We start from the raw sequence: 12,482 nt of genomic DNA on the forward strand, positions 1-12,482 counted from the left end.
AATCTGCGCCGAAAGGCTCACCGGTTGGGTGCAATGACCGGCTATGGCCAATCGCCAATTCTACTCGATCCGGGCGGTGCGATATGCGATCGCAGCATGAACGATGTCACGGATTCAGAATGCTATTTGGCGGGCACCGGGTGTGATCGCAAAATGACAACTTGATTACGACTATCGATTAACCGATCAACATTTGGCGCAATGCTTCCCGCGGCAGCGGCCGATCCGGCCTGACCGCGATACTGAACGGATGTTCCTGCTCGGTTAGCAGCTCGCGGGCCGCAAGTTGTTTTTCGAGTACCTGAAGGTCGGCATCTGAGACATTGGCGGCGTCGTCCTGACGGGCGACGATACGTTGCTGCAAGACTTCGACGGGCGCATCGCAGTCAACGATCACATAGGGCACGCCCAGCTCTTTGGCCAATGCCTGAAACGGCGCCCGTTTTTCCCGCTGCAAGAAGGTCGCGTCGGCGATAGCCACGTAACCGGCATCGATGATCTCTCGCGCCCGCGATCTCAGACAGTCGTAGGTACGCTCCGTCAGGTCGGCCGAATAGGCGCCCAAGGCGGTCGCATCCTGCCGTGCGTCAACACCGAGCAGGCGCTTGCGCTCGACATCCGAGCGCACTCGCACCGCAGGCAAGCCGTCTGCCAAGCGATGGGCGGCGTAGCTCTTGCCGCTGCCCGATACGCCCATCATGATCACGAGGGCGCCACTAGCCTCCTGGGTCAGCGTCTCTGCCAGGGCGACATAGCGATTGAATGTCGCCATCACCTCGCTATGTTCCGCATCGTTCAGCGGCTGCTGCAGGCGGATCGCGGCTATCTTTGCGCGTACCATGGCGCGATACACCTCGTAGAACCGCAACAGCTTCAGCGCTGCATAGTCTCCGGTATGTTGCAGGTAGCGATCGAGAAGGCGGTATTTGAACGCGGTCTCGCCGCGCTCCTGCAGGTCCATGGTCATGAACGCCAGATCGTTGATGGTGTCGATCCAACGCAGGCCGGCATTGAACTCAATGGCGTCGAAGACCACCGGCTGACCGTCGATTAGAGCGACATTGCCCAGATGCAGATCGCCGTGGCATTCGCGCGTGTGGCCGTCGCGTTTACGCTGTTGCAACAAAGGCGTCAGTGTGTCGCGCTGAATCGTCGTCCACTCGTTCAACCCCGCAAGACGCTGTTCATCGGCCGCACCGAAAGCAATGATCTGCTTGAAGTTCTGCAGCATCGGTCCAAACGCAGCGTCCGGCGAGCCGAATGCTTCGTCCGGATCACAGACCGCGGCCGTGCGATGAAACTCCGCAACCCGATCGGCCAGCGCATCGATGATCTGCATCGTCAACGGCGTTGCGGGATTGGAGAGGATGGCATCAGGGTCGAAGCGGCGCATCTGCACGGCCCAGTCGATAACCTCGCCGTCGCCGTCGATACACGGCGACTCGATCGGACCGGTGATGGCACACACCGTCTGATAAACACGCGGCGCCAAGCGCCCGTTCAATCGCAGCTCTTCGAGGCAGGCCTTGCGGCGCGATTCGAGCGACAGGAAGTCGAGAAAGCCCAGGTCGAGCGGTTTCTTGATCTTGTAGGCGGTATCCCCGGCCAGTATCACCGTGGAAATATGGGTATCGATACGACGGCGGTCTGCGCCACCTTGCGGCCAGTGCTCGGCCGACATCAGCGCTTGCATCAAGGCTTCATGTTGTTCGGGCGTTTCGACAGTCACCGTTGCTCGCTCCGATTCCGCACGACCTCGTGCGCTACCCTGATACCGACGTTACCACCGTGCCGGTCGCGCCATTTACCAGGCCGCACACACCAGGCGTATCTCGTGATCGGCGATCAGCGGCGGCAACGCAGCGCGCAGGTCGGCCAGATCCGGTTCACCGTCGCTGTCGTCCAGCAACGCCTCGATCATCGCGTATTTGCGCGGCGCGATCAGGCGTTGTGGATCGACGGCCTCCCCCGCCTCGATCAGCTCGACGAGGATGCGGCTGGTATCACCCAGGGTCTGGGCACACTGACCGCTGATCTGATCGAGATCCAATCCGTCGCGCGCAGCCTGCAGGACGCGACGGTGCAGCGGGGTGAGATTGAGCGCCGAATCGTTGCTGTCGACGCAGTAAGCAGTGATGGCATCGAGAAACTCGGCGCCATACTTGGCGAGTTTATGCTGGCCAATGCCGCTGATCGCCAGCATCGCATCATCGTCGAGTGGACGTTCACGCGCCATCTGCGCCAGCGTCGCATCGCCAAAGACAACATACGGCGGCACGCCGGCATCCTGCGCGATCTGTTTGCGCAACTGGCGCAGTTCCTCGAACAAGGCCTCGTCGGCGGGTGCAACCACCGAAGACGACTTGCGTTTGCCCGCCGGCTTCTCCTGCATGCGCGGCTTCGCAAGCCACAGCTCCTCATCGCCGCGCAGCAGCGGTCGGGCATCTTCGGTCAGCTTCAGCGCCGAGTAGTGGGCAATGTCCTGCTCGAGGTAGCCGTGATGAATCAACTGGCGCAGGATCGACTGCCACTCGATCTCACTCCGGTCACTACCGATGCCGTAGGTCGACAGCTGCGTGTGGCCGAACAGGCGAATCCGTTCGGTATCGGCGCCGCGCAACACATCGATGACATGCTTGATGCCGAAGCGCTGTCCGACACGGTAGACACACGATAACGCTTTGCGTGCGTCGTTGGTCGCGTCGAAACGCTGCGGCGGATCGTCGCAAACGTCACAGTTGCCGCAGTCTTCCTGATGGCGGTCACCGAAATAATTCAACAATACGCGGCGCCGGCAGGTCACGCTTTCGGCGAGACCGATCATCGCATTGAGCTTGTGCGTCTCCACACGTTGCTGATCGTTGTTGTTGCCTGACTCGATCAACCGCCGGGCAGTGACGACATCTTGTGCGCCGAACAACAGCAACGCATCGGCAGGCAGACCGTCGCGCCCCGCTCTTCCCGTTTCCTGGTAATAGCCTTCGATGTTCTTCGGCAGATCGTAGTGCACGACGAAACGCACATTGGGTTTGTCGATACCCATGCCGAAGGCCACGGTTGCGACAACCACCAGGATGTCGTCGCGCAGGAATGCCTCCTGCACCTCGGCGCGCCGCTTGGCGGACATGCCGGCATGGTAGGCCGCAGCCGATACGCCGGCGTTGCTCAATCGCTCGGCGATCTCGTCGACCCGTTTGCGGCTCAAGGCGTAGACGATGCCCGACTGGCTGTCTCGTCCGCGCAGAAACGCGATCAGCTGATCGAACGGTTTGTGTTTCTCGAGCACGGTGTAGCGGATGTTGGGACGGTCGAAGCCATTGACGTGGATGCGCGCATCGTTCAGGTGCAGCACGCGCAGGATATCGCTCCGCGTCTGCTTGTCGGCGGTTGCGGTCAGCGCGACCAGGGGTACGGCAGGAAACCGCTCCCGCAGCGTGCCGAGCGCGGCATACTCCGGGCGGAAATCATGTCCCCACTGCGAGACACAGTGCGCCTCGTCGATCGCGAACAAGCCGATTTCGATATCCGCCAGGCGTTCCAGCAGGCTGCTGTTAAGCAGGCGTTCGGGGCTGACGTACAGCAACTGCAGCTCGCCGTTGTGCAACTGTGCCAGCACGCGGCGCGCCTCCTCGCTGTCTTGCGTCGAGTTGTAACAGGCGGCCGCCACACCGTTGGCGTGCAACGCGTCGACCTGGTCTTTCATGAGGGCGATCAACGGAGACACGACAATGCCCACCCCCGAGCGCACCAGGGCCGGGACCTGGTAGCACAGGGACTTACCACCGCCGGTCGGCATCAGCACGAACGCGTCGTGTCCGGCGGTCAGGTCGGCGATGACCTCCCCCTGTCCTGGACGGAAGCTGTCGTAGCCAAAGGTTTGTCGGAGAACCGACAAGACGGCAGGGTCGGTATCTTGCATGCTTTTTCGCAACGGCTGAAATCAGGCATGCAGTGTACCCGTCTGATGACATCCGGTGGACCCTTGTCACCCGATTGTCATCGGTGCCTCACACTGCATAAACTAAACAACAAAACAACAAGCTGTATTGGAGCAGGTTGATGATGCAGATAGCTGTTGATGGCGCTTTGCCACGCTCGTCCGATTTCGAACAGATCAGTGAATTGTTGCCGCTCGAAGGTGCACGACTGCTGGAACTGGGCTGTGGCGCGGCCTTTACCACCCGTCGGCTCGCCGAGAGCTTTGCGATTCGCGAGATCGTGGCGATGGAAGTAGATAAGGTCCAACACGAAAAAAATCTTCTTATTCCCGACCTGCCGAATGTCAGCTTCGTGTATGGCGGCGCGCAGTCGATCGGGCTGGAAGACGACTCCGTCGACGCCGTGATCATGCTGAAATCGCTGCATCATGTGCCGATCGAGGACATGGACAAGGCCCTGTCGGAGGTCGCCCGCGTGCTGCGACCCGGTGGCCTGGCGTACATCTCCGAACCCGTCTACGCCGGCGATTTCAACGAGATCCTCCGGTTGTTCAACGACGAGAAAAGCGTTCGCGAAGCCGCCTTCGAGGCGATCCAGCGCGCCGTGCAGAAAGGCATCCTGGAACTCGAGCGCGAAGTTCACTTTGCCGGCACCTCGCGGTTCGAAGGTTTCGAGGAGTTCGAGCGCCGCATCATGGGTGCGACTCACTCGGAATACGAGATCAACGACGACGTGTACGAAGCGGTCAAAACGCGTTTTGCGCCGCACGTCGACGATGACGGCATCGCCGAGTTCCTGAACCCGCTGCGCGTTGACCTGCTGCGCAAACCTGCCTAACGCCGTCGCACATTTCGGGTCGCAAGCCGCGGTGTGAACGCTGGCGGCTTCGTGGTAGCTTGTCGGCTCTGCTCACACCGCCTGTACGAAGAAGATGCTCAGCCTGATTTTGTTTCGCCACGGAAAATCCGACTGGGACGCCAACTACGCCTCCGACCACGAACGACCGCTTGCACCACGCGGCAAGGACGCGGCTCGTGTTATGGGTCGTGCGCTCGCTGCAATGGGGCAGATCCCCGATCTCGCCATCAGTTCGTCGGCACTGCGCGCCCGAGACACGCTGCAACTGGCGGCACGCGCCGGCCGCTGGCGCTGCCCGATGCGTATCGAAAGCACCTTGTACGAAAACACGCCGCACGACATTATCGAGTGGATCGCTGCTTTGGACGAGACGCCTGAAACGCTGTTGCTGACCGGCCACGAGCCGACCTGGTCGGCACTGGCGGCAAAGCTGATCGGCGGTGGCCTGATCAGGGTGCCGACGGGTTCGATGCTGCGCATCGACTTCGACATCGAGGCATGGAAGCAGATCGGTAAAGAGAAAGGCGAACTGCGCTGGCTGCTACCGCCAAAGACGATCGGCAGGATCGCCTCCGGCAAGTAGCGAATCGGTCAACGCATCACTTCTGCTTCCAGCCGCCACCCTGCTGGTAAAAGTAGCCGCCGGGCGCTTCCTGTACCCACACTTTGGCGAAGGTTCCGCGCACCTTGCCCTCCCACTCGGGATGACCGTTCTCCTTGGCGATTTCACGGTATAGCTTGGTGCGGTCGGCATTCTCGTCGGCGACCAGCTTCTTCACCTGGTTGCGTTGCGGCAAGGGCACCGCGTTCATATCACGCACGGCCACCGAACCGTTGTCGGCAAAACCGATCGCACCGCTCTTGTAGAGCGGCGCGAGACTGCCTTGGCGACGTTGCATGCTGGCGCGGATCGCGCCGATCGCCGGCGTGTTGATATTGATATCCGCCTCGGCCGCTTCGGCGGTCGGTACGATGACCTCCAGCAGCCGTCCCACGACGATCAGTAACGGATTGGCGTCGATCACCTCAGACGACTTGTCGCCATCGGGCGGGGTCGTTGCGTCGCCTTCCGGTTTCACGGCACCCTCTTCCGCCTTGAGCACATCCCGCACAATGGTGCGCGCGGCCTCTTCCGCAGCCGCAGCCGGGAAGTAGATATTGATCGTTACGCAGGCGGTCAACACCAACGCCATCAGAGGGTATCCGAGAATCTTTTTCATCTTGCTCCTAACCAGGTCAGTTATTCGATCGTTGCACCTTCGACCTGGATCTGCTGCAGGCGTTCCACCAGATCCTTCCAGGCCACGCTGCGGTTACGTCCGATGACATCGATCCGCGGCAAGCCGGCGCCCTTCACAAGGTAGTAGCCGCCATCCGGCCGCGCAAGTCCGTCCAGGGTGGCCACATTGCCCTTCAGCGCGATCCGCACATCGATCGCGTCGTAGCGGAAATCATCGAAAATCCGCAGCACCGTGGCCGACAGGCCGGCCGGGATGCCGCTACCCAGTTCGGTCAGGTTTTCGACCGCACGCTGGCTGATGCGGTGGCGCGAATCGTCGTCTTGCGGGGTGAACAGATGCAGCTTGAAGCCCACCGGCTGCCAGGCGGCCAGTTCGATGTTGCTGACGGTGCCGTCGAGCCGGCCATCGATGCGGCCGAACGAGTACGTCTGTGTCAGCGCCGTCAGATCGAGACCGTCGAGCTGGGCATCGGCGGTCAGCACCGGCAGGCTACCCAGTGGATCGCGGATCTTCAGTCCCGCGACGCGGATCATGCCATCGAACGCCTGTAGCTCGAGACCGCCACCGATACTGAACACCTTGTCGGCGTAATGCATCTCGCGCAGCTGACCGTTGATCTCGCCGCCGAACGGTGGCCATTCGAGCATCGTCGTCAATTGTTCGAGCGACACGTCGCGCAGCGAGGCCGTTGCCGTCCAGCTCGGCGGCGCGCCGGCCATCAAGACCCCGTTGAGCGCAAAGGCGTCCAGCGCCAGCGCGCCGCCTGCGACGGGCACGACCACCGGCTCGAGCAGCTCGAAACGATCGCCGGCGAATTGCGCGTTGATCGCGAACTCGCCGGTCGGGATGCCGTAGATACTGGCACCGCCGACGGCCATCTTCGATGCCGGCACCTGCTGGTCGCGATCCCAGGCGACACTGCCGGTGGTGCTGCCGAGACCGAAGCGACCGCGCTTGTCGTCCATCGCCAGCTGGTTGAGCTCGAGGCCGGCCTGCTCGATGCCTTGCTCATCGAAATGCAGCACCAGTCCGACCCGCCCGGCCATCTCCAACTCGTCGGCCGCCGTGCCGATCATGAATGGCTGCAGCACGCCGCGGTACAAAGCGCCGGCATCGTCGATCACGGCCGCGACCACCAGGTTGGTGAAACGCTGCCCGCGGTCGTCCCACAGACCGGTGCCCGACACCTTGAGGGCACTGCCGGCGTCAACCGACCAGTTGTCGAGCTGCCATTGCCCGGCATCCGGCTTCCAGACCGCGGCGATGGAGGCCTTGATCGGCGTGTTCTGCGCATCCAGATAGAGCGGGTCGGAATACAGCGCCCCCTGCGGCCAGTCCGCCGAGGCATCGATCTTCCAGCTACCGCCCGGCACGGCCCTGGCGGTCAGACGGCCGCTGAGTTGTAGTTTCTCGGCCGCCTGCAGACCGTCCGGCGAACCGTAGCTGATACCGGCCACGCGCCAATTGCCGCTCAATGACTGCGGTTCGCCCGCCTCGCCCGCCGCCTCGACATCGGCACTGAGCGTGCCTTTTACCCCCCAATCGCGCGGCAGCAGCGCTGCCGTCTTGGGTAGCTGTTGCAACTGCGCGATCGGCAAGCGGCTGGCGTCGAGCTTCGCGCGCCATTGGCCGGCGACGCCGGAGAGTTCCAACGCCACGCTGCCTGAACCGAGTGCGAGTTTGGCAACATGCAGTGCGAAGTCGTCGGTTCCGCTGAAGCTGCCGGTCCAGGTCGTCTCCTGGGCGCCGAGCGGTGAATCGCCGATGCTCAGCTTTCCCTGTTCGCAACGCCATGTGGTATCGACCAGGGTCATCGCCGCACACGAGAACTCGGCGGACGTCAGCACGCCCTGTTCGTCCGGCAAGACCAGCTGCGCGAACGTTATCGTGAGCGACAGTTCGCGCTGGTCGTTCTCATTGATGCGAAATGCAATGCCCTGGGCCTGCCAGGTTTCGTGCTGGATATTTTCAACGCCGAGCGTGATATCGATCGATGCCCAGGGCGTACACGGCAGCACCGATAGCCAGGCGACCAGCACGCATCGCAGCCCATGTCGCCGATACGCGCCGTCAAACACCGGAAATGGAGGGGCTGGTGATCACATTGACCAATGTGCGTTGCCGCTCGCAGCGAGTCAAGGTGGTGCGCGACCGAAGTCTGCCGGTAGCTACACCATGCTTTGATTACCCACGCGCGCAGGCAGAGGCAAGCTGACACGTACGCAAAGTCCGCCACCTTCACGCAATGCGAGATCAATGTGGCCCTGTTCGAGGTGAACGATGCGTGAGGCAATCGCCAGACCCAGGCCACTGCCGGGCGGGCCGCCGCGCGCCTCATTGCCGCGGAAGAAAGGTCGCATGATGTTGGCCAACTGCGACTGCTCGATGCCAGGCCCGCGATCCTTCACCTGCAGAACCAGCTCGCCGGCAGCACAGGCCGTACTGATTTCGAAAGGCGGACTGGCGTAGCGTTCGGCATTTTCGATCAGGTTCAGCAACAGACGTTTGAACGCGCGGCGACGCAAGGCCAGCGGCGGGCAGTCGTCGAGGTCGAGTGCAAACGGCGCCTCGGCATCGTCGACGACCTCGCGGATCAGCTCATTGACATCGACCGGCTGCGTATCTTCGCTGCTGCCCACACCGGCGAAATCGGTGAACTGCCCAATGATGGCGTCAATCTGGTTGCAACTGCGCACCATACTATCGATGTAAGTCGCGTCCGCCTGCGCGGCCACCATCTCGGTCGCCAGGCGCATCTTGGTCAACGGCGTGCGCAGATCGTGTGTGACACCGGCGAGCATCAGTTCGCGCTGTTTCTCCTGCTCGACCAACTGCTGCTGCATCTGGTTGAAGCTACGGCAGACATCGGCAATCTCTTTCGGCCCCTGTTCGGCCAACGGCGATACCGAGCGCCCCTGGCCGATCGCCTGAGACGCCTTGACCAGCTGCGCCAATGGCCGGTTGATGCGTCGTTGAATCAGGTAGGCACCGAGGAATGCCAGCAACATGCCGGCCAGCCACGAGAACAGCGCAGCACGCGGCAACTGCATCGTCGCCTCGAAACCCGGTGTGTAAAGCCAATAGGTATCTTGGTCGACATTCAGCCGGACGAAAAACACACCGCCGGGGTCGCGGCGCCAGGTGACTTCTATGCCTTTCTCGTTCAGCACCTCGGACGCCCTGCGCATCAGCATGCGTTCGGCCGGCAACACCAGGCGGCCGACCTCCTGGCGCGATGCCTGCTGATTGCTGACGGCGTTGAACGTCGCGACGAACTGCTCACGTGCCGCTGGCGACAAACCCTTGAGCCCCGATTCGATCGCGACCAGGTTGGTCGCCAAGCGGTCGGCAAGCCGCTCGACAAACGGACGCTGCACGAACTGGCGAAAGACAATGCCGGCAATCAGCTGGCCGATGACGATCAACGCCACCAGCAACAACACGTTGCGGCCCAACAGACTGCGCGGCCACAGTCTCACGGTCCACCTTCGCCTGCGCTGAGCATGTAACCCTTACCGCGCACCGTGATAATCAGTGTCGGTTTCGAGGCATCGGCCTCGAGCAGGCGGCGCAGCCTGAGAATCTGCACATCGATACTGCGCTCGGTAACATCCGAGTCGCGACCGTGGGTTAGTTCGATCAGGCGCTCACGGCTCAGCGCCCGCCCCTGGTTGGCGACCAACACGCTCAACAGATCGAACTCGGTACTGCTCAAAGGGATCGCCGAGCTGCCTTTGTGCAAGGTGCGCTGTCCGCTGCTGAGCCGGTAACCGGCGAACTCGACAACCGTATCGACGTGCTGCTTATGGTGCGCGCCGAGCAAGGATTGTCGGCGCATCGCCGCTTCGATCCGCGCAAGCAATTCGCGGGGCTCGAACGGCTTGGCGATATAATCGTCCGCGCCCATCTCCAGGCCGACGATCCGGTCGACGGTTTCGCCGCGCGCCGTGAGCATCAGAATCGGGATGGTTTCGCCGCCCATGCGCAGGCGTTTGCAGATCGACAGACCGTCTTCGCCCGGCATCATCACGTCGAGGATCAGCACATCGAAGCTCTCGCGTGCGAGCAGTCGGTCGAGATGCGCGGCATCCTCCGCCAGGCGCACCGTGTAACCGCGCGAACCAAGATAAGCGCCCAGCAGCGAGCGCAGCTCGGGCTCGTCATCCAGTACCAGTATCTTTCCCGCTGATTCCGCCATCGATGTTGTCCGCCGCATTCCCGTTGCATCTGCCAAGCAGCCGGCAGTGTAGCAAGTCGACGCCGGGCGGCACTGTCTGCCGTGCCCCCGGCAATTGCCGATGGCTCAGAAAACGGCGCCGCGTGCCATGGCCTTGTGCGCGACATAGTCCTTTATCTGATCGAGGCTGACCGCGCCCTGCTGGCCGCTGTCGATCTCGTTGAAGTGGCGGTGCACAAAGCGCATCTTGCCTTCGGCCTCAGCCGCGGTGAGCAGGCCGTCGGCATTCACGTCTGCCGTCGTAAACCTTTCGGTGAGTTTCTGGATCAAGCGCTCCTGGCGCGAGGTGTTGTCCGCGTTGGCCAGCCCGGTCGCACCAAGCAGGGCCAGGCACAGGGTTGCCGTTACGATATGTTGGCTTTTCATGTCGACTGCTCCCAACGCTGGCTCAGCGGGTCGGACACGGAATCTCGGAGCCGCCCGCGTCGTAGCAGGTACCGCTGCGGGTCAGACCGGTGTCACTGTTGTAACTGGTGCTGCCCTGATAGCTGTTGCCGGTCGCCGAGTTGGTGACGTTCGTATTGCGATTTTGCGTGATCGTGCCGTCCGCCGATTTGGTCGCGCTACCCGAGGTCGTCATGCTGCCGCGCGAACCGCTGGTGGCCATGCCGCTCTTGTGCTGTACCGACCCATCGGCGCCATATACCGTGCTCGATCCGCGCACGCCCTTGGCGCCGTTGGGGGCGACGAACCCACCGCCGCGGTTGACCATGGCATTGCCGTTGCCGTCGGTGCGCACCACCCGGCGCTGTGCCGCCGCCCCGCCGTTTGCGCCGCTGCGAAAACGATTGACGCCCGACGTCTGCCCACCGGCAGCGTTGTCGCGGCTGAAGCGCGTAGTGCGATCGGCAAAGGCCGACGAGGTACTGAGCATGCTGCCGATGGCTACGACCGCACACATCGTCAGGACATTGATTCGGGATTTCATGTTCTTCTCCTATTACGGTGATTTGACGCCGACCCCGTGTGGTCGACGGTTGTCACTGTAGGCGGGAGAAACACCCGCTTGGTTACGCTCAAGCGGCGAATTGTTAGCGGCGATGACGCACGCGCAGGCGTGTAACACGATGTAACAATCGGGGAACGAATCCGGTAGGCCAAGCCCCGAAGCGACGTTGATGCCGCCGGCTGGATGGCGTGGTTCGCTCAGACGCGCGCGCGCGATTGCTTAGGGGTCAGACCGAAGGCCCTGCGATAGGCAGTCGCGAAGTTGGCTGCGCTTGTGTAGCCGGCTATGTCGGCCGCCAAGGCCACTGAGATACCGTCGCGCTCCAGCGCTTGGCGCGCACGTTGCAGTCGTTGCGAACGCATGTACGCGAAAACGGTCATGCCGAAGGCCTGACGGAACTTCTGTTGCAGACTGCTCGGGTTGGTGCCGAAATGCCGCGCCACATCAACGAGCGACAGCGTATCGGGATCGGCAGTGTCGAGAAACACGCCCACCTCGCGCATCAGCTGTTCGTCCTGCGGGCGGTTGCGTGACATAGCGGCTGTTGCGCAACCCCGCCCATCGATCGCCGCGAACGCCTCACTCAAAACCTCCAGGGCACGCGCTTCGACATACAGCCGACGCATCAATGGCGTCAGCACCGGCGGATTGATCAGCTGTTCCGCCATCGCGGCGGCCTTGGCGGACGGGCGCCATTGCATCATCGACAGATGGCGATTGGCGAATTCGAGCACGGGCTCGGCATCGCCCTGTTCGCACAACCCCGATGACGTCAGCCAGTCGGCACTGACCGACACACAGACCTTGCGTTCACGAAAACCGGCCTGCGCGGAGCGTACGAAGTCCTCGGGGCGGGCAAGCGAGACAATGGCGCCATCCGCGGTCGCCCCCTTTGTGCCACCGCTGTCCATGTTCAGCGGCAAAGGACGGTCACCGAACGACACATTGGTCTGCCCGGCCAGCGCCAGCACGACAGTCAGGCGCGGCGACAACGTCATCTCGGTGGTCACGCGCTGCAGGTTCTCGATATCGGTCGAATGCACGACGAGACCGGGGCGCACCTCGGTGAGATCGACCGTTCCATGAAAAGCCGGTCCGGCATCTGCCGCCGTGGGGCGCACGCAGCGGTAGCCGTGGCCGACGGATGACGCCATGGTCGCGAGATCCGAACAGCGGACCATGCCCGCGTTCACGCTTGCCCCATTGATAAGTCGCCGCGCACCGATGCCGACCCTACGTCGACCACGGTGGCTGTTGC

11 protein-coding genes are annotated in these 12,482 nt (G+C 62.5%); 2 read left to right on the plus strand and 9 right to left on the minus strand.

Going from position 1 to position 12,482, the window contains the following annotated elements; translation table 11 throughout:
* Positions 1-178: 178 nt before the first annotated feature.
* On the minus strand, positions 179-1,729 hold the full coding sequence (locus B1781_RS13340) for a bifunctional aminoglycoside phosphotransferase/ATP-binding protein (RefSeq protein ID WP_078120131.1): 1,551 nt from the start codon (positions 1,727-1,729) through the stop codon (positions 179-181).
* Between the two features lie 75 nt (positions 1,730-1,804).
* The gene (gene recQ / locus B1781_RS13345) at positions 1,805-3,919 is read right to left on the minus strand and encodes a DNA helicase RecQ (protein ID WP_078120132.1); all 2,115 of its coding nucleotides are present in this window, start codon (positions 3,917-3,919) and stop codon (positions 1,805-1,807) included.
* A 140-nt stretch (positions 3,920-4,059) separates the two neighbouring features.
* Here recQ and B1781_RS13350 point away from each other — a divergent pair, with 140 nt between their 5' ends.
* Both B1781_RS13350 and B1781_RS13355 read left to right on the plus strand, forming a co-directional pair.
* Entirely contained in the window at positions 4,060-4,776 is a 717-nt protein-coding gene (locus tag B1781_RS13350; protein WP_078120133.1) for a class I SAM-dependent methyltransferase, read from the plus strand.
* 94 nt (positions 4,777-4,870) lie between these two features.
* Complete coding sequence (locus tag B1781_RS13355) at positions 4,871-5,380, plus strand: SixA phosphatase family protein (RefSeq protein ID WP_078120134.1); 510 nt, start codon at positions 4,871-4,873, stop codon at positions 5,378-5,380.
* Between the two features lie 16 nt (positions 5,381-5,396).
* Here the strand turns inward: B1781_RS13355 and B1781_RS13360 are convergent, their stop codons facing one another.
* The 7 genes from B1781_RS13360 to B1781_RS13390 form a co-directional block, all read right to left on the minus strand.
* Positions 5,397-6,017, minus strand: coding sequence for a DUF1318 domain-containing protein (locus tag B1781_RS13360; protein ID WP_078120135.1), 621 nt, complete (start codon positions 6,015-6,017; stop codon positions 5,397-5,399).
* Between the two features lie 20 nt (positions 6,018-6,037).
* Positions 6,038-8,077, minus strand: a complete 2,040-nt coding sequence (locus B1781_RS13365; protein ID WP_078120136.1) for a hypothetical protein — start codon at positions 8,075-8,077, stop codon at positions 6,038-6,040.
* A gap of 129 nt (positions 8,078-8,206) precedes the next feature.
* Positions 8,207-9,517 (minus strand): ATP-binding protein, encoded by a 1,311-nt coding sequence (locus B1781_RS13370; RefSeq protein WP_078120137.1) that lies wholly within the window; start codon positions 9,515-9,517, stop codon positions 8,207-8,209.
* Entirely contained in the window at positions 9,514-10,236 is a 723-nt protein-coding gene (locus tag B1781_RS13375) for a response regulator (RefSeq protein ID WP_078120138.1), read from the minus strand. Before B1781_RS13375 ends, B1781_RS13370 begins: the two co-directional genes overlap by 4 nt.
* Positions 10,237-10,341: 105 nt before the next feature.
* Positions 10,342-10,641: an EF-hand domain-containing protein gene (locus tag B1781_RS13380; RefSeq protein WP_078120139.1), complete on the minus strand. Its 300-nt coding sequence runs from the start codon at positions 10,639-10,641 to the stop codon at positions 10,342-10,344.
* A gap of 22 nt (positions 10,642-10,663) precedes the next feature.
* On the minus strand, positions 10,664-11,203 hold the full coding sequence (locus tag B1781_RS13385; RefSeq protein WP_078120140.1) for a hypothetical protein: 540 nt from the start codon (positions 11,201-11,203) through the stop codon (positions 10,664-10,666).
* 218 nt (positions 11,204-11,421) lie between these two features.
* Complete coding sequence (locus tag B1781_RS13390) at positions 11,422-12,378, minus strand: helix-turn-helix transcriptional regulator (protein WP_164513391.1); 957 nt, start codon at positions 12,376-12,378, stop codon at positions 11,422-11,424.
* Positions 12,379-12,482 lie beyond the last annotated feature (104 nt).

The sequence above is a fragment of the Thiosocius teredinicola genome (genome assembly GCF_002009425.1).
In the GTDB taxonomy this organism is placed as follows: domain Bacteria; phylum Pseudomonadota; class Gammaproteobacteria; order Chromatiales; family Chromatiaceae; genus Thiosocius; species Thiosocius teredinicola.